This window comes from Prevotella sp. E13-27 (genome assembly GCF_023217965.1).
Taxonomy (GTDB): Bacteria; Bacteroidota; Bacteroidia; order Bacteroidales; family Bacteroidaceae; genus Prevotella.
In genome coordinates this window covers 1,968,891-1,988,291 of sequence record NZ_JALPSC010000001.1, presented here as the reverse complement: position 1 = coordinate 1,988,291, position 19,401 = coordinate 1,968,891, and the positions used below count along the sequence as shown (strand labels likewise).

General features: G+C 45.6%; 12 protein-coding genes. 5 read left to right on the top strand and 7 right to left on the bottom strand.

The genetic code is table 11. From position 1 onward, the window contains the following. Window positions 1-161 precede the first annotated feature (161 nt). From M1L52_RS07790 to M1L52_RS07780, 3 genes are read right to left on the bottom strand one after another with little or no spacing between them, the layout of a single operon-like run. Window positions 162-434, bottom strand: coding sequence for a tetratricopeptide repeat protein (locus M1L52_RS07790; RefSeq protein ID WP_248614362.1), 273 nt, complete (start codon window positions 432-434; stop codon window positions 162-164). A 21-nt stretch (window positions 435-455) separates the two neighbouring features. Continuing rightward, window positions 456-638, bottom strand: a complete 183-nt coding sequence (locus tag M1L52_RS07785; RefSeq protein ID WP_248614361.1) for a hypothetical protein — start codon at window positions 636-638, stop codon at window positions 456-458. A 12-nt stretch (window positions 639-650) separates the two neighbouring features. Further along, window positions 651-1,931 carry a hypothetical protein gene (locus M1L52_RS07780; RefSeq protein WP_248614360.1) on the bottom strand — a complete coding sequence of 427 codons (1,281 nt, stop codon included), beginning with the start codon at window positions 1,929-1,931 and terminating at the stop codon, window positions 651-653. Window positions 1,932-2,627: 696 nt separating this feature from the next. Between M1L52_RS07780 and M1L52_RS07775 the strand changes: the two genes are divergently transcribed. From M1L52_RS07775 to M1L52_RS07760, 4 genes are all read left to right on the top strand, one after another. Next, window positions 2,628-3,971, top strand: a complete 1,344-nt coding sequence (locus M1L52_RS07775; RefSeq protein WP_248614359.1) for a TolC family protein — start codon at window positions 2,628-2,630, stop codon at window positions 3,969-3,971. A 44-nt stretch (window positions 3,972-4,015) separates the two neighbouring features. Further along, window positions 4,016-5,173, top strand: coding sequence for an efflux RND transporter periplasmic adaptor subunit (locus M1L52_RS07770; RefSeq protein ID WP_248614358.1), 1,158 nt, complete (start codon window positions 4,016-4,018; stop codon window positions 5,171-5,173). Between the two features lie 7 nt (window positions 5,174-5,180). Next, the gene (locus M1L52_RS07765) at window positions 5,181-5,930 is read left to right on the top strand and encodes an ABC transporter ATP-binding protein (protein ID WP_248614357.1); all 750 of its coding nucleotides are present in this window, start codon (window positions 5,181-5,183) and stop codon (window positions 5,928-5,930) included. A gap of 156 nt (window positions 5,931-6,086) precedes the next feature. Further along, window positions 6,087-7,253, top strand: a complete 1,167-nt coding sequence (locus M1L52_RS07760) for an ABC transporter permease (protein WP_248614591.1) — start codon at window positions 6,087-6,089, stop codon at window positions 7,251-7,253. 180 nt (window positions 7,254-7,433) lie between these two features. Here the strand turns inward: M1L52_RS07760 and M1L52_RS07755 are convergent, their stop codons facing one another. From M1L52_RS07755 to M1L52_RS07740, 4 genes are all read right to left on the bottom strand, one after another. Beyond that, entirely contained in the window at window positions 7,434-8,177 is a 744-nt protein-coding gene (locus M1L52_RS07755; RefSeq protein ID WP_248614356.1) for a four helix bundle suffix domain-containing protein, read from the bottom strand. 340 nt (window positions 8,178-8,517) lie between these two features. Then, a complete protein-coding gene (locus M1L52_RS07750) occupies window positions 8,518-11,448 on the bottom strand; it encodes a DEAD/DEAH box helicase family protein (protein WP_248614355.1) in 2,931 nt (976 codons plus the stop codon). A gap of 30 nt (window positions 11,449-11,478) precedes the next feature. After that, window positions 11,479-13,398: a site-specific DNA-methyltransferase gene (locus M1L52_RS07745; protein WP_248614354.1), complete on the bottom strand. Its 1,920-nt coding sequence runs from the start codon at window positions 13,396-13,398 to the stop codon at window positions 11,479-11,481. Between the two features lie 806 nt (window positions 13,399-14,204). After that, window positions 14,205-17,402, bottom strand: coding sequence for a glycoside hydrolase family 98 domain-containing protein (locus tag M1L52_RS07740; RefSeq protein WP_248614353.1), 3,198 nt, complete (start codon window positions 17,400-17,402; stop codon window positions 14,205-14,207). Window positions 17,403-17,597: 195 nt separating this feature from the next. On the opposite strand from M1L52_RS07740, the gene M1L52_RS07735 reads away from it, so the two are divergent. Continuing rightward, a complete protein-coding gene (locus M1L52_RS07735; protein WP_248614352.1) occupies window positions 17,598-19,388 on the top strand; it encodes a glutamine--tRNA ligase/YqeY domain fusion protein in 1,791 nt (596 codons plus the stop codon). Window positions 19,389-19,401 lie beyond the last annotated feature (13 nt).

The following is a 19,401-nucleotide window of genomic DNA, read 5'->3' as shown; positions in this document are numbered from 1 at the left end:
ACGACCTACCGCTTCACAATTGCTTGTAAAGTAATAATAATAGCCGTAATAAAATGCATTAATATTCAACATGGTTGTCTCTCTATTATTGTTTTCGGGAGCAAAAGTAGTACTTTTCTGCGAACCAAACAAATAAATTGAAAGTTTTTTCACCTTTTTGCTTACATTTTGCCCATTTTGAACTCACCATTCATATCAGACATCAACTCTGGGTGGTGTTCCAACAGCCATTTTGCATCTTCGCTCGCGCCCTTTTTGTCGCCCATTCGCATCAACAGGTTACCACGAAGCACGCGTGCTTCTGCATTGTCCTCATCTATTGCCACAGCCTTAGTAAGCTGAGCCAAAGCATTCACAATATCACCATGCTCTAAAGCAGCCCTACCCTGTTCATAACAGCTTTGTGAAGCCTCTACATTATTAACATTATTCATATTATATCCGTATTTGTATATTTATTCATCAAGCCAATTACCAGAGCGCCCCATTGCCGAGTGGATGGCATCATCGTCTTGTGTTTCAACACTTCCTTGATCCCCACTTTCATCAAACTGCTGATCACCTCTTGAGAGACACAAGAACTGGCTGTTTCTTATTACAACCTTAGAAGTTGCAGGTATGATATATCGTTTTTTCATATTCCAATCATTCTATTTCTTTTTAAACACAAGTTTTCCACCACTTATATATAATCCCGACGAAGGGCTTTTCACTCGCTGCCCATTCAGGTTGTACAGGAATCCGTCACATGTCGAAGAGTTTACTATATCAGTCACGGTAGTCGTCTGGTTTTCTTCCTCATCATCGAAGACTATAGAGTTGCGAGACAGAGCGGCTGAGGTTTGCAGATAGGCACGATTTGTGGCAACGGTGTTGCCTGCTGCCTTGTAGAATCCGAGTTTATTGTCCACAACATTCAGTATATAGTTATGCTTCCCGTCTGTTTCAGAAGCAACAGCTGCGCCCGTTCCACGCTTGAAATCATTATACCCATCCACCCAAGGGGTTGCACTGTCAGTTACAGGAACAGAGAAGTTTGTTCCACCATTTGTGGAACGCAGAAGCACGCCTTCGCCATTAGGTACTACAACTACCTTGTGCAGTTCCACGCTCCCTTCAGACTCCACAGCCCTATAGGCGCTCAATCCTTCCACGTCACTGAAATCAAGGTCGAAATTGCTGGCATAAGTAGCAAGTCCTGCTTGACTGACCACAACATCTACTGTAGATAGTCCTGCAGGAGCTATATATTTGTATAAGCGAGTCTGAGTTTGGCTATTATAATAGCGGAATCTTTTATCAGAGCTGTTATATCTTAAAGAAAAGCCACTAAGCATACGTATAGACATCACACTATTTTCCATACTAATAGAGTTTACGTAAGGTATGCTTTCTGATTCCGACAATCCATCATCATAGATTTTATGACCAATATACTTACCTGATTTGCTTCTTATGGTATATCCGCCTGTCACAGATGTTACAGTAAACTCAGCGGCCTCAGTTGCTGATGTCTTTGAAATCTTATTATCGGATATAACAACATCAATATTATTGTTGTTTTTATCAAGAGTTCCAAGTCCACCATTAAATGCAGTATTCTGAGTTTCACAGACAATTAGATACTGACCATTTGTAATATCGCCTACAGAAGTCACTCGACTATAATAACCTCCTGCTTCAGGTTCATTTTCCTGTGCCAACTTATTAACGGTAATAACACATTTAGCCTCATCAGCAAGATACTCTGCACTTCCAGGGTATGTAGCCGTTATGACAGCTGTACCTGAACTGCCTCCAAGAGTTATAACGCCTTCACTATTAATAGATGCCACCTCGTTGTAGCTGGACTTAAACGTTATACCGTCAACACCTTCAGGGTTTACGAATGTAGGCACCAATCCATCTTCCTCGTCACTGTTTATTGTCACAGATGAAGAAGAAAACGAAATATTTGGATAAGCATAAAGCCGATACACATTAATAGAATGGGGGTAATTTGAAGTGGGGCTAGCGTATAATTTATAAACATATGATGACTGTGAAGTATAAGCCAAATATTTGCTGTTACATTTTATATTAGCAATTCCGTTAGTAAAAGTAAAAGAAACAGCAGACATGTCATCACTTCTAAGTCCCAAGTTATAACCACTCGTATTACACAAATACTTATTTTCACTCACATTCCGCAAATACAAATTGCTATACCCTTCAAACTTCACAACTTTCCACACGTAGCTCTCACTACCTGTCAACCCTGTACTATTATATGAATTAGTAGTCGCTAGTTCTCCAGAACTAACTTCATTGTTCATCACCCTTCCACTCTGTTCAAAGACATAATAGTGACCATATTCCACAGTGTTCACCTTCATCAACTTATATGTCTTTTCAGCATTTACTTCTGTTCCTCCCACCATCATCAGCAGCAAGAGAAGCAATAATTTAAAAGTGCATGTTTTCATTAGTGTTTTGTTTTTCAATGCTATATTTATTGCAAAATTACAACAAAAAACAATAAGACAAAAAAAATCAAAATAATTTTATATCGTTTCCCCTCTTTTTCGAACAAATCACTACTTTTGCATTGGTTTTAATATAAATATGTAATCAAATACGGAACAAATATGTATAAAAGATTTATTCTAATTGCTTCCGTCTGCCTATCAATAATGCTAAACGCTACTGCTCAGGAGAAAGTGACACTTTCCCTCGAAGATTGCATCAGCTATGCCAAAGAGCATAACATGACGCTGAAGAGAGCAAAGCTAAACGCACAGTCGGCAGAGGAAGACGTAAAGGGTGCAAAAGCTGCACTACTACCATCGGTATCGGCATCGACAAACCAAAGCTTAGGTTATAGACCTTGGCAGGAGAATACCATCACCGTTACAAACGGCATTGTCGATGACAAAGAAGTCAAATGGTACTACAACGGCACATACGGCATAAATGCCAACTGGACACTTTGGGACGGCAACAAGAACCGCAACACCATAAAGCAGAACAAGCTGACTGCAAAACAGAAGGATCTTGAAGTAGAGGTGACCGCTAACTCTATAGAGGAACAGATCACACAGCTTTATATACAGATACTCTACCTCGAAGAAGCCGTAAAGGTAAGCCAGCAGAGCTTGGAGACAAGTAAGAAAAACGAAGAGCGTGGCAAGCAGATGCTGGAAGTAGGCAAGATGTCGAAGGCCGACGTTGCCCAGCTCACTGCACAAAGAGCCACTGACGAATTTAGCATCGTTCAGTCACAGACCAACATCCGCAAATACAAGCTGCAACTGAAAGAACTCCTGGAGATGGTTGGTCCCACAGAGATTGACATCGTTGTACCCGCCACTACTGACGAGCAGGCTATGGAAGAGGTTCCTGCACTGCAAGCTGTCTATGAGAACGCGCTGGCTGTAAGACCAGAGCTCGCAGAGGCTAAACTTCAGATAGAGAGCAGCGAGCTCAGCGTAAAAATGGCGAAAGCAGGCTATCTGCCAACACTGGGTATGACAGCAGGCTTCGGCACAAGCACAAACTCAAGGTCTGACGATACCTGGGGCTCACAGATGAAGACAGACTTCGACATGTCAGCAGGTCTAACCCTTAGCATTCCCATCTATGACCGCCGACAGACAAAGACTGCCATCAGAAAGGCACGCATACAGCAGGAGCTGGCACAAGTAGAGCTGGAAGACGCTGAAGACCAGCTATACGCCACTATCGAAGGCTACTGGCTCGACGCTACACTTAACCAGGAGAAGCTCCGTGCTGCGCAGGTCTCTGTTGACAGCGAACAGGAGAGCTTCAACCTGTTGCAAGAGCAGTTCCAACTCGGACTGAAGAACATCGTAGAACTCATGACAGGAAAAGACCGTTTGCTCAAAGCGCAGCAAGACCGACTGGAGAGCAAATACCTTGCAATAATGGCACTGAAGATGCTGAAGTTCTACCAGAGGAAAGGGGAGCTATAAGAAAAAAGTAAACATCAATAATCGAAAACAAAAAATACTGATATATGAGAGGACTTATTAAAACAGGACTTTTAGCCCTTACAGCAGTAGCATTGATGGCGAGCTGCTCAGACAAACAGCAGACCGAGTTCACAACAGCAAAGGTGGAAAAAGGCAACATACAGACCACCATCACAGCCACAGGAGCCATTGAGCCTGTGACAAGCGTCACCGTTGGTACACAGGTGAGCGGCATAGTAAGCAAGCTCTACGTGGACTATAACTCTGTAGTAAAGCGCGGCCAGGTGATAGCAGAGCTCGACAAGACCAACCTCATCAGCGAGCTTAACTCAGCAAAAGCCAACCTGAACAGTGCACAAAGCTCATTGACCTACGAGCAGGCTAATTACAACCGCTACAAGACGCTCTACGACAAAGGACTCGTAAGTGCCGACGAATATGAGAGCGCACGCCTCACCTACCTCAAGACAAAAGATCAGGTAGTAACAGCTACGCAGAGCCTGCAGAAGGCAGAGACCAACCTCGGTTATGCCACCATCACATCACCCATCGACGGTGTGGTACTCTCAAAGGCAGTAGAGGAAGGACAGACTGTGGCTGCATCGTTCAACACTCCTGAGCTCTTCACCATTGCACAGGACCTCACCGACATGCGCGTGATTGCCGACATCGACGAGGCTGACATTGGTGGAGTGAAAGAGGGACAGCGAGTAAGCTTCACTGTAGATGCCTACCCAGAAGACCATTTCGAGGGCAAGATTACACAGGTGCGTCAGCAGCCCACTACAGAGAGCAACGTTGTTACCTACGAGGTAGTCATCTCAGCGCCTAACAACGATCTGAAGCTGAAGCCTGGTCTGACAGCCAACGTCACCATCTATACTTTGGAGAAAAACGATGTTCTCGTAGCGCCGTCAAAGGCATTGCGCTTCATTCCTAACGAGGCTCTCATCTCAGAAGGTCAGACCATTGAGGATATAGAGGCCCCACAGAAAGTGTGGACGCTGGAAGGCAACACATTCAAGGCCCACAAGGTAGAGACAGGTGTTACCAACGGCATCAGCACAGAAATCGTCAGTGGCATTAGCGAAGGCACAGAAGTGCTTACCGACTTCCGCATAAGCAATGGTGAGCCTGCTGAGGAACAGCAGACAAGCAACCCATTCATGCCTAAGCCAAGAAACAACAATAAGAAGAAGTAAGTTGACTATGGATAGGAAAGTCGTTATCGAACTTCAGAACGTGAAGCGCTACTTTCAGGTAGGCAGCGAGACTGTGAAGGCACTACGCGGAGTGTCGTTCAAGATATACGAGGGTGAGTTCGTGACCATTCAGGGCACATCAGGTTCAGGCAAGTCAACACTTCTGAACCAGCTTGGCTGCCTCGACACGCCCACAAGCGGCGAATATTTCCTCGACGGCATATCCGTACGCACTATGTCAAGGTCACAGCGTGCCCACCTGCGCAACCAGAAGATCGGCTTCGTGTTCCAGAACTACAACCTGCTGGCAAAGACGACAGCTGTTGAGAACGTGGAGCTTCCGTTGATGTACAACTCGAAGTATAACGCGAAACAGCGCCGCGAAGCAGCCATCAAGGCGCTGCAGGCAGTAGGACTTGGCGACCGTCTGGAGCACAAGAGCAACCAGATGTCCGGCGGACAGATGCAGCGTGTGGCAATAGCTCGTGCACTCGTCAACGACCCTGCCGTACTCCTTGCCGACGAGGCAACAGGTAACCTCGACACACGCACATCGTTCGAGATGCTCGTGCTGTTCCAGGAGCTCCACCGTCAGGGACATACCATCATCTTCGTGACCCACAATCCTGAGATAGCCGAATATTCCAGCCGCAACATCAACCTGCGCGACGGAAAGATTCGTGAAGACACCATCAACACCAACATCAAGTCTGCAGCAGAAGCCCTCGCAGCACTACCTATTCCTCAGGACGACTAATAGAAGAACGAAAAAAGTTAATATACAATGAATATAATTGGTATCATCTGCTTAGCCATACTGATATTGCTTGTGGTCGCTCTGCTACGTAAAGTGGGCAGCAACACCACAGCCAACCTGTTCAAGGTCAGCATAAAGGCTGTTGCAAACAATAAGATGCGCTCGTTTCTGTCAATGCTTGGCATCATTATAGGCGTCTCTGCCGTAATCATAATGATGTCCATCGGCCAAGGCTCGAAAGAAAGCATCAGACAGGAGCTGTCAACCATGGGAACAAACCTTCTCACCATACGTCCAGGTGCTGATATGAGAGGTGGTGTCAGACAAGATCCCTCATCCATGCAGACGCTGAAGATGGCAGACTATGAGCGAATACTCAGAGAGAAGAAATTCGTTACGAAGGTGTCTCCGGAGGTAACAGCCAGCGGACAGGTCATCTATGGCAACAATAACACCAACACTACCGTCTATGGTGAGAGTACCGAATATCTCGAAATAAAGCTATGGGACATTGAGGAAGGCATGTGCTTCACAGAGGAAGATGTGAAGAAAGCTTCCAAGAAAGTCGTGGTAGGAGCAACAATAGTCAAAGAGCTCTTCGGAGGACACACCGATCCTATAGGCAAGACCATACGCTTCAAGTCAATACCGATGACCATCGTCGGAGTGCTCAAATCGAAGGGCTACAACAACTGGGGCATGGACCAGGACAATGTCATCATAGCCCCCTACACCACCGTTATGAAGCGCATAGCAGCACAGACATGGTTCTCTTCCATCAACTGCTCAGCCGTGACAGAGGAGCTGTCCGACGCTGCCATCGAGGAACTGACGCAGATCCTGCGCGACAACCACAAACTCAAGGGAGAAGCCGCTGACGACTTCACCATTCGCTCACAGGCAGAGTTCATGGAAACGATGTCAAGCACCATGGACACCGTAACCCTCATCTTAGTTGTTGCCGCAGCCTTCTCACTGCTCGTAGCAGGCATAGGCATCATGAACATCATGCTGGTTAGCGTAACAGAGCGCACAAAAGAGATAGGTCTGCGAATGGCTGTTGGTGCCACAGGCTCCATCATCTCCTTCCAGTTCCTCATAGAGTCCGTGCTTATAAGTATCACTGGCGGACTTATCGGCATCTTATTCGGTTGTACAGTGAGCGAGTTCGTCGTCCCAATGCTCGGCATGCCCTCAAGCGTTCCTGCATGGTCTATCTTCGTCTCATTCTTAGTATGCGTGGTCATAGGCATAGCCTTCGGATACATCCCTGCTCTCAAGGCAGCACGCATGGACCCGATAGAAGCCATCCGCCACGAGTAATCCACTGGAAAAGTTTCACAATCCGAGGGTACAAGCATTCAGCGATTACCCTCGGATTTTTGTGTCGTTTAATCGTTTAATCGTTTCTTCGTTTAACCGTTTCCTCGTTTAACCGTTTAACCGTTTAATCGATTCAACCGTTTAATCGATTTTCCGTTTAATCGATTTAACGCCTCATCATCATTTCTCAATTTTCCTTGTCCCATGACAGTCGGGATATGCCGAACAGCTCCAGAACTCATTACCGGAGTTGACACCTTTCTTTGCCATTCGCCGTATCATGGGTTTACCACAGAGCGGACATAGCGGCGCACCTGTTTCAATGTTCTGTTGGGTACGTCTGGCCAACCGCTCTGCCGTCAGAGCCTCTGTGAATCCGCCTTCCTCGCTAAACGTGGCAAGTTGTTGCTCTATCTGCTTGCTGAGCATGGCTGCCAGACGGTTGCAGAGCACGATCATACAACGGGCCATCTGGAAGGAGTCGCTGTCCTTGAGCCAGGTATCGAAGCGCTGCTTCTGTCGCAGTATGTGAATGCTGCTTTGATACTGTAGGTCATCATCGTAAGTAGGCTTGTCAAGTTGAATGGATATGACTTGTTTATACTCCGCTGAATGGACAGACCACGGCAGTTGCTCGTGTCGTAATAGCCAGTTGAAGTAATCGTTTGTCAATTCGGCCAGGGTTGCGCGAGCCACATCGGTAAGTTTCATCTCAGTCTCTCTTGATGTGGTGTGACGCGAGTTGCCCTCGGCTATGTTGGCGGGAGCCGACCGTGCAGCTTGTGTCATCTGGTCGTACTGGCGGCCTCCCGGATCGTTGCTGTGACTCAAGAAGCGAGTACAGAAATCCTGTGTAGCCAGCTGTATGATGTTAGCCATCACCCATGTGTCGAGCCAGAAATAGCCAAAGCGTGATATTTTCATAAGTATGATTTTTGAGGGTTAATAATTATTGTCATTCAAGCGTTTTCCGTTTAATCGTTTCTTCGTTTAACCGTTTAATCGTTTCCTCGTTTAACCGTTTCCTCGTTTATCCGCTTAATCGTTTCTTCGTTTAACCGTTTAATCGTTTCTTCGTTTAACCGTTTAATCGTTTATCCGCTTAATCGAATCGTTTAATCGATTTTTCGATTCCTCGTTTACCCGATTATTCTTTTAACGTCGAATCCCTCATTTTATTGTCATATCACCCTGAGTTGGCACCAATAATCTGGCTAATCTTAGTTTAATCTGAAGTCTTGTGTCTTAGGATTCCGCTAATACATTATACAAATAGTTCTCCCATCGCGGCAGAAAGCGACACTTTGCATCTATCACAAATGTCTGTGATAGTTGCACCATTTCGTGACAAACCATAGAAATTGTCTTCACTTATTAAGACATATTCCCACTCCTTATTCATTCTATCTTCCATCGGAAGTTCATTTATCTTCCGAGTCCACTCAACAGCAGCAGTCTGCTTTTGGCGCACATTTTTGTCAAATAGTTTATCGTTACCTTTAGTTTCAATAAGATATATCTTTTTCCGAGTAGCAACAATAAAGTCGGGATGGTAAGTAGCCATTAGACCATCCTTTCGCATGTAATAAATTACTGCAAAAGGATGCATATTCTCACTAATCTTCAAGAAACGCTCAACCTCACCATCAGTATCAAGGAAGTCAATAAAAGCTCTTTCTAAACCTCCACGAGAAGATGGATAGCCTTGACGCTCATAAATAGTTTTATGTGTCTCTATTGAATACGACTCACGCATCTTAATCTCTGTGACAGAAGAAAAAAGCGTGTGAACTACTTGAGCGTCTGTAGTCATGATGTTCTGTTGCATATTGAAGATTGCACGAGCCATTTCCTCAATGATATGCTTTGTGACGATAGCATCTTTCGACAACAATATCTTCCAATCACTGCCATTAAAGGGATTGAATGGTTGACCAAACAAACGTGTCCGAATATACCTATCAACAACCGCTATAGTATTGGCCTCATTAATTTGAAGATTAGGAACAGGCATCTCACGATGGGAGGTTACTCTATCAAAACGCAACGTAATAGTTCTTAGCAGTTTCTGCAGATATTCATTGTAGCTCGTAGCTGTAAATAGATTTGCAGTAACTTTATATCTGCCAAACTGCGTCTTTGAGATTGCTTCTTGCGAGATAAACGTCTCTCCGTCTTGCGCTAAGAACTGACGCAGTTTACCCAAAGGGAATGCGGTGAATGGCTGCAAGCTATTGATATCTATTTCTACATCCTCTAATTCTTCCTCTGCCTCTCTTACTATCATAGGCCACTGGAAGTCAAACTGTTCATAGCCATCACGTAGTCCTACTCTTATCAAGTCACCAGTAGAACCACCTGTACCTGTTTCTCCTGTATCTTCAATGGCCAATCCTGCATTGAGCAGTTCTTCATAGAATTGAATAAAGGCAGGGTGCTCGATAATGCTAAGCATATCGATATAAGTTTTAGGAGGAGTATGCAATCTCAGTACTCGCTGACGGTCTTCTGCTTTAATACTGTCATATTCAGGTTCTCTCCACATCAAGCGTAGTCCACGACCAATAATCTGCTCTAATAGAATCGGGGCTTCTGAAGAACGCAAAGGTACTATCACACAGATATTGTTCACATCAAAGCCCTCTCTCAGCATCAGTACGGAGATAATCACCTTGGGCTTCTTGTACTTATCGATATTAAACAGCTTTTCCTTGGTCTGCTTCCATTCTTCTTCCGATACTTCGCCCTTGGCATTACTGTCTATGGTTACGACTTCGTCTTGCGACAATCCATCTTCCAACATGAGTTGATTTACAAAGGGAGCAACAGAAGTATCCTCACAAATAACGAGCATTTTGGGATTCTTCTTTTCGTCAACAGCAGTAAACTCATCCTCCAGTTTCTTCAATTTTGCCAATCCTGCTCTAAGCATCAATCGCTGACCATCACTAAGGTCGCACACTTTGTTCCTTTCGTCACGAATGGCCTTATAGTCTAAGTGCTCCAGTTCTGTCAATTCCTGACGTCGATCTAACAATAGAGTTTTCACTAAACCCTTACGCATAGCTGTGGCCAAGTCGAAATCAACAACAATATGGGGAAAGTAAGCTTTCTGCACCTTCTTACCAGAACCTCGCTGATCGTATGGTGTAGCAGAAAAGTCTATTTGGAAGAATCTTTCTCCTTTGTTCTCTGCGATAACGTTCAAGCCTTTCTGCCATTCCACCTCTTCTATCTCACCATTACGTTTCAATTCATGGATGTGATGGGCCTCATCGTTAATCACCATGATATCATCAAGACTGGCAAGATACTCCAGTTCAGAACCTCTCAGGTATCTTCTGTCCAACATTCCCAAATCGTTACCAGCCGCCTTACCTGGACGTATAGGTAGCAACTTGTTGATGATGGCTGGCACATCATTCTCTTCATCTTCCTCCTCATCCTCCATCTGATTCTCAAACAGATGCCAGTTGGTTAAGGCTATCAGTCCATCGCCAGTTGTCTTGCGTCCAATACCGTCTTCTTTGGTAACAACATTGTTCTGAATGAATGAGAACACTTCTTGACGATAATGTACAGGTATAAAGACTTCCTGATTCATATAGAAATCATTGGACTCTATATCGCGCTCTTCTGTTCCTTCTTTCAAACGTCCACAGAAAGCATCCAGCAGTCGGTCATAAACGATAAGGCCAGGAGCTACAAGCAAGAAGTTCTTCGTAAACCGTTTATCAGGGCAATTACTCCCCTCGCCCTTTGGAGAGGGGTTGGGGGTGAGGCTGTGTCTAGCATTCAGCATCTGCCATATCAATAAGGCATGCATCACCCAAGTCTTACCTGTACCAGTTGCCATCTTAACAGCATATTTAGGCATCTGGTATTTCTGTTGGTTCAGCGTTGCCAAGTCAGACAATGCCATCATATCTGGCATGATTTGCTCATAAAAGTCAAGCACGTTCTTGGCTTTCAACACTTCGTGCAGATACACGATATTCAGAATAGCCTGACGCTGTCCTGCATGAAAGTTTCGGCTTCTAAGAGAGCAATACTCCTCTGAAAACCACCACTTCAGCAGTTCCTGGGTAGTGGGCGTTACTTGTTCTAACAATTCGCCACTCTCCCATGCATCATTTACCGTTTCGCTCAGTCGCTTTGCCAACTCAAGCGAACTATTCACATTATTAGTAGTCATAATTCGTATAATTCGTGTAATTCGTGGTAGTCATACGCTTTCAACCACTTGACTCTCAAAACCAAATACATCTACTGCCTTGATACAAACTTGTCTACTATCCTTGTGCGGAACTCTCAGACGAGTCTTATAGACACAATGAAGTGGGTCGTTGTCATTCTCCATATTCTCCCTGTAGTCCTGCCATGTAGAACGGAATGTCACACCATCATAGTCTGGGTCAATGCTCCAGTATTCTATCAACGACAATGGATCTTGCTCCAACACCTGTTGCAGCTTCTCCTTGTCCTTATCATCCAATGGAATATTATCAGGTGAAAGCAACACGTAATTCTCCAACTCTATATCAAGTTCATCATTCTCTCCCTGCGAAGTTACATTTACAGGTTTTGCTACCAAATATTGAAGTGACGAGAAGCGCACAGACCTATCGTCAACAAGTTTCTTATAGCCTTTCTTTGCTAACTTATCCAATAAGTCTGGTGGAATCACCAATACCTCCACCTTCGAGTTCTCATACTTCTGAATAGCTTGTGAAATATCAAAGGCGAAGTTCCATCCAAGCACTACCACCTTTTCCCAATCACCACCAAGCAGACTTGCCTTCGCTTCTACTGCTTTGCGGATAGTTGCCGCTGTCGTCAAACGATTAGGCGAATCTACCATTACTAATGTTCGCGTACCTTTTATATATCCGAAGTTCCTGTCGTTCGTCTGCTCAGGAGTAAAGGGAAGAGCGCCATATAGTCCCAACACCACTTGACTCAAGTCGCCCACATGCTTATAGCGTTTGTTATTCTTGAATGCTTCCTTCTGATAGTCACCAATACTCTGATATAAGAATGGCTTCACTTCCTGATCAATAAAGCGCTTGCGCATCACTAATGAAGCAGGCTTACCAATGTCACCAGTTACCCATCTTCTATTAAGTCGTTCAGCAACAGAAGCCGTTGTGCCGCTACCACCAAAGAAGTCGCAAATCAGGTCGCCCTCTTTTGAGGATGATTTTATAATCCTTTCCAGTAAGGCAATAGGTTTTTGTGTTGCATAGTTAACTCTCTCTTTAGACATAGAGTTTTCATAAGGGATTTCCCATACGTCATTAGGTATCATTCCTTCATCAGGATAATAGACTCGCCACTTTCCCGCATCAAAACGCCTACGACATTGTTTCCCTTGCTCATCCCTATCCCTAAAGTGGGAATCAATATATTGCTGAGAATAAGGAATCCTTGCATCCTTTTCATTGAAGAAAGTATTGACACTCTTGCCATAATAAAAAATGTTATCGTGCTTTAATGCGAAACGATCTTTTGGACGACCTAGCGTAGAATAATACCAGATTATTTCGTTTCTGAAATTCTCTTTGCCAAATATGTCATCTAATAAGATTTTAACGTAATGAGAAACATGCCAATCAATATGGATGTATATAGAGCCTCTATCTGAGAGCAATTCTTTCATTAATGACAATCTGGGATAAATGTATTTCAGATAACTTATAGTTCCCTCTTCCCACAAATCTACATATCCAAATTGTTCTAAAACAGTTGGCTTTTGCTGTACTGTCCCATTCGGTAGAGTTATACTTGTTCGATAATCTGCCTTGGAATCAAAAGGTGGGTCAATATAAATAAGGTCAACCTTACCACGAAGCGAGGGGAGTCCTGTCTGGGCATCACCTGCAAGAAGCGCCTGCATAGCCAAAAGATTATCGCCATAGATGAGGCGGTTCATCCATTCACCATTGCCTCCAGCCATATTAAAGGCATTGGGAATCTGTGGCGTACTGCCTTTGAACAGTCCGCTCACATCCTTACTTGGTAACACCAGTTCATTGGTCTGCAAACCAATCTGCGTACCACTACTTAGCCGCTCCAGTATCTGTGCAGCCTCACGTCTGCCCTCGCTCACAATTCGGGGCAGTTCCTCTATTAACGATTTAGCCATGTAGCATTATAGTTTTATAATGCGTCGAGCCAATAAACAAATGTTCCCACAAGTACCCGAGCAAGCTATTGCTTACTCACGTTGCGGACTCTAGTCCGCGACCTTGGACACGAAAACGTGGACGCTCTCACTGTCCAACGTTCAAGGTACTTGCAGGAAACCTACGCTCACAAGACAGGAAAACGCCCACTGATACCAGTGAGCGCAACCATTATCTGTAAACGTGTTCTTTCACCTGCAAGTTTCTGAACGTTTTGAATAATAGCCAACGCTAATGTTTACCCTCAAAAATCATACCAGCACCTCCGCTGAGGCAATTTGCCGATACTTGAATGCAAAGATAGTGATTATTTTGAACAAAACGAAGAAAATACGAAATTTATTGCTGATTTCCCGTTTAATACAGAATCTGTTATTAGTCTTACATATATAGAATTTTAAACTGTCGCGCAAAAGAGATTAAACTGATGGGAATAACTAAATCTGCGACACAGATTTAATAATTTGCGTCACAGATTAGTAAAACCACGTCATGGATTTATTAATCTGTGTCGCAGATTTAAGAATATCAGCTAGTCCTTTTGTCTTTATATGTCATTATTACTCATTTTGTCTGACTGAAATAACTCGTATTTACGTCGCTAAATAATCGTTACACGATGTGGTTGGTGTGACGCCCCATTTTGTCTTTTGAGCCACGGCATTATATACATAGACAACAAAAGAGGATGTGCCGCTGCACATCCTCTCACGTTACATAGGCTAATTAATGTAACTTTGTTCTCCTCTAAAAATATCTCTAAATCCTATCTTACAAATACCTTCTTTGTCTTTCCATCATCGCCAACAACGATGTTCAAGCCAGGCTGCAGTGTCTCGCGACGAACGCCTGAAGGAGCATAGATGCCCTTCTGCAATGGGCTGTCAGCATGGTGTGTGGTGATACCGTTGACAATAGTCATGTTTCTCAGGCGACACTCAGCGAGGAGGAACTCGCCACTGCCACTATTCATGGTCTTGAACTGTATGACGTAGTTGCCTGCTGCAGTCACGTTGAAATCCAACGTCTTGCGCGCTGCCGACGATATGTTACCTGCAAAGTTACCGTTTATGTTTGGTGTTGCTGTCGTTGATGCTGAACCCTTGATAGTACTGTTGTTGCTGTTAATAATTCTCACCTGATAGGTTGGCGTTCCCTTCCATGCAGCCATGACATAGGTGAGCTGATACTGGCCTGGCTCAAGATAGAGCTTATAATCTGTCAGACGGCCATACTCGGCACTGGTATTACGCCAATAGAGTGCCTTGCCCTGGTAACCTGTAAGATCAGCAAAGGTGCGAGGACCACTACCGTTTGACGTAGGATAGTTACGCACATCATTTCCATCGGTGGTACGCCATCCTATAGGCAGCTCACCGCCCTGAACCTCAGTGAAGTCGAGCTCATAGACAGCAGAGATGTCATAGAATATTGGCTGGATGGTCACGTTCTCATCGGGCATGACAAACGATACTTCCTTTGAACCTGCTGTCACAGGGATGTACTTACCTTGGGTGAAATATACCGAGTTGACTACACGCAGCGCCTTGATGTCATATAGAGGATCAGGAGTGATGGTGAGATGTACGGTCTGTCCTACAATAGCTGAATCGCAGTCGGCAACAACATTGCCGAAGTCGGCCTCACGCACAGTTACCTTAAACTTCTCCTTTGGAGTATCAGCGGGCATATAGATGATCTGGTCTATGGTAAGCTTGATAGAATTGGGGTTCTGGATAACGAAATCGTTAGTTCCAGCCTTCAGTGTTACAGGTATCACAGCATCGCTCCATTGGTTGATGCTGACCTTCTCAATAGGCAAGGCCTGAGAAGTGCCATTGACGATAGCCTTCAGGTTTGCTTTCTTGCTGCTGTTGCAGTAGCGCACGATGATGTTGTAGTCACCAGCCTCTTCCAACTTCAGCTGATGGCGCAGGGCAGCGTTAGTGTTAGCAGGCATCTCGACAAAGCCCATAGCGGCGAAGTCCTTATACTCCTGTGCCCACCAGCCTGAGTGCGTAAGCTTTACATCCACGCTCTTATAGTCCATGTTCTCAGCCTCGATGATGATAGGACCACGATAGGGCTCTGGCTGTTTGGGAGTCTCAAGCTTGCTGTCTGGCAACAGGTCGGTCAGACGGTCAGTGGCAGCACCACTACAGGTAATCTTGATATAGACAGGACCCATGTGCTTTACTGCGAGCTTGTATGTCTGATTATCAGCATCATAGTTGGCTGTGACTGTGGAAGTCTGTCCCTGGGCACCTGTTGAGTATTTAGACACTTCGTTCTTAGGTGTTGATGTAACGCCAGTAATCAAGATGGTATCGGTCTGAGCAGCAGTAGAGTCGCTACGATAGTTGTTCAGATAGACGTTGATGTGATCATCATACTCGCGGATAATACCACTTGAAAGCTTCGCATAGTGTAGTTTCAGCGATTCGCAGGTATTGTATTTCAGGGGAATAGTTGCCTCAGCCGACTTCTTAACGTTCAAATAAGAATAAGGAGTGTAGGTAACAAGCTGGTTGCGATAGCGGTTGACATAGAGGTCACCCGTTGAAACCTCAGGATACTGCTCGTTGAAGTCAGCCTGTTTCTTTGACTGTGTGCCCCAACGAGAGGTATAGTTTGAGCGCTTCACCTGTACAGGAATTGCCTTGGCGGCATCGTCATAAAGGTCTATAACCACTGGGATAGCACCATAGCGGCCTGTTGACTTGAAGTAGCAGAGGTTGTTGTACCACTGTCCGTAGTTATGACGAGACTCTTTCTTCTGGTTGAAGGGGTCGGTCTGCAGATAGACACCATTGTAGAGGTCGTCCCAAGAGGTATAGGACTCATAGCCACTCTTAAGGTCGTTGATAACAACAATCTTTGTCTTCTCAAGCACCTCTTCACGAGTAGGGATGTACATCTGACCATTGATGATTCTCTGCCACATGTTAATCCAAATGCCTTTGAAGTTATCAAATAAGCCCCAGTTGCGGCGTGTATAGCCGTCAACAGTAGAGTTGTTCATGTTCTTGAAGTCCTCTGTCCAAATGAGCTCAGGACCGTCCCAAACAGCACCGCCGTTTACGCAGGTCTGCTCCATTACGGTACCAATGCCGGCGCTGCCAGGATACTTGCACTGGTTCTCGCCAACGAGCTTAGATGTGGTGTCGTTCCATCCGCAGTTGTCATAGCGTACACCATAGTTAGTGGTCAGGCCAGAGATGAATGGTCCCCAGCAGATGCTCTCATTGTTATAGAAGCTGCTGGCGTGAGTGTACTTGTAGAGGAACAGTATTGCCTCAGGATATTTCTTACATGCCTCAAGGAAGTTCTTGTCGGCCTTCAGCTCGCCCATGGGGTTGGTGCTCATGTGCCAGTCGCCACCACACCAGCTTACTGTTAGGAAGCCACCATACTTGTGAGACATCTCAACGAGCCTTGCGAATAGCGCCCAACGGCTGGCTGCAGTCATAGAGCTCATGTCGCCGGCATCGCCGAAAGCCCAGAACTGCTCGGCATAGTTCCAACCAAGGAAGTTAGGGAAGGTCTTGAAGAAATACTCGAAGGTCTCCATGTCAGTATCCTGAATATGGGTATGTCCGCCAGAAGCCGGCTGGCATGAGAACCACATATTGTTCTGCTGACACACTGTTGCCCATGACTTGTAGGTGCGCACAGCATTACGAGGCATTCTGTACATCTGAGTGCCTGGGCCTTTGGAGTGGTCTTTCTCGTCCTTCCAAGCATCAAACTGGCACGACAGCGACAGGTTCATACAGACATAGGGTCTTACGTTTGCAGGAATCAAGTCAATGATCTTCTGTGGGTCTGCGCTGTTCCACACGTCGATGTGTATCATCCACAAAGGATGCTGACTGTCAATGGGACGACGCTGCTGGGCTGACGCTGTCTGCACAGAGAACATGAGCAGGGCAGCGAGCAAACTAAAGTAAATCTTTCTAATCATAAAAATATTCATGTTTTAAGTTTAATCTGCGTGCAAAGGTAATACATTATTTATAAAAACACCTTTTTTCCATGTTTCAAACGTTTTAAAATACGTCACAACCGGTTCTGTCGCAAATATATGCAATAGTTTTGCGCCATTTTACAATTATTTTATATACCTTTGCACCCCAAAGAACAAAACAACTAACACAACATGGCAGAAAATGGAACAGCAGAGCGCCTGAACGCAAACGGAGCGCTCGAAGGAGGAAAAAGCGAAGAAAAGAAATCGGTGAGTTTCGTTGAGCAGATTGTCATAGACGATCTTGCTGCAGGTAAGAACGGCGGAAGGCTTCAGACACGTTTTCCACCAGAGCCCAACGGCTATCTGCACATTGGCCATGCAAAGGCCATAGCCATAGACTTCGGCCTTGCCAAGAAGTATGGCGGCGAGTGTAACCTCCGTTTCGATGATACAAACCCCGTGAAGGAGGACACGGAATACATAGAGAATATAGAGAACGACATCAAGTGGCTCGGATTTGAGTGGGCTCACGTCTATTATGCCAGCGACTATTTCCAGCAGCTGTGGGACTTCGCCGTATGGCTCATTAAGCAGGGACGCGCCTATGTTGACGAGCAGAGCGCAGAGGTTATTGCCCAGCAGAAGGGTACCACCACATCGCCAGGCACTAACTCGCCGTTCCGTGACCGTCCGGTAGAGGAGAACCTCCGTCTGTTCGAGTTCATGAACAGCGGACAGTGCGAGCCAGGCACACTGGTGCTTCGTGCAAAGATTGACATGGCTCACCCCAACATGCTGTTCCGCGACCCGCTGATCTATCGTGTGCTGAACATTCCACACGTAAAGACCGGCACAAAATGGAATGCATACCCCATGTATGACTTCACCCACGGACAGTGCGACTACCTGGAGGGGGTAACACACTCTTGGTGCACATTGGAATTCGTAGAACACCGTCCCCTGTACGACCTCTTCGTTACCTGGATGAAGGAATGGAAGGGCGAAACAGACAATATTGAAGACAATCGTCCTCGACAGACAGAGTTCAATAAGCTGAACCTGAACTATACGCTTATGTCGAAGCGTAACCTGTTGGCACTTGTCAACGAGAAACTGGTTAACGGATGGGACGACCCACGAATGCCGACTATCTGCGGCTTCCGCCGTCGCGGCTATTCACCAGAAAGCATCGTTAAGTTCATAGACAAGATTGGCTATACCAAGCTCGACGCGCTTAACGACATGGCTCTGCTGGAAAGCGTTGTACGCGACGATCTTAACTCACGCGCCATCAGAGTATCGGCCGTGCTTGACCCTGTGAAGGTGGTCATAACCAACTATCCTGAGGGACAGGTAGAGCAGCTCACAGCCATTAACAACCCAGAGAACGAGGCCGACGGCACACACACAGTTGAGTTCTCACGCGAGATATGGATTGAGCGCGACGACTTCATGGAGGTGGCAGAGAAGAAGTTCATGCGTCTGGCTCCTGGAAAGGAAGTAAGATTAAAGAACGCATACATTATTAAATGCGACGAAGAGCACCCCTGCGACAAGGATGCAGAGGGCAACGTAACGACTATCTACTGCACATACGACCCAGAGACACGCAGCGGACTGCCTGGAGCAGACCGTAAGATCAAGGGAAAGACACTTCACTGGGTGAGCTGCGCACATGCTGTAAAGGCTGAGGTGCGCCTCTACGACCGTCTGTGGAAGGTAGAGAATCCTCGCGACGACATGGCGGCTATACGCGAAGAGCAGAACTGCGATGCCGTAACTGCCATGAAGCAGATCATTAACCCTGACTCACTGCACATTCTGAGCAACTGCTACATAGAGCCATACGCAGCAACAATGCCAGCACTGTCATACCTGCAGTTCCAGCGTATAGGATACTTCAACGTTGACCCTGACTCAACAGCTGAATGCCCTGTATTCAACAAGACCGTAGGACTGAAGGATACGTGGAAGAAGTAATTCAAGAGGTGAG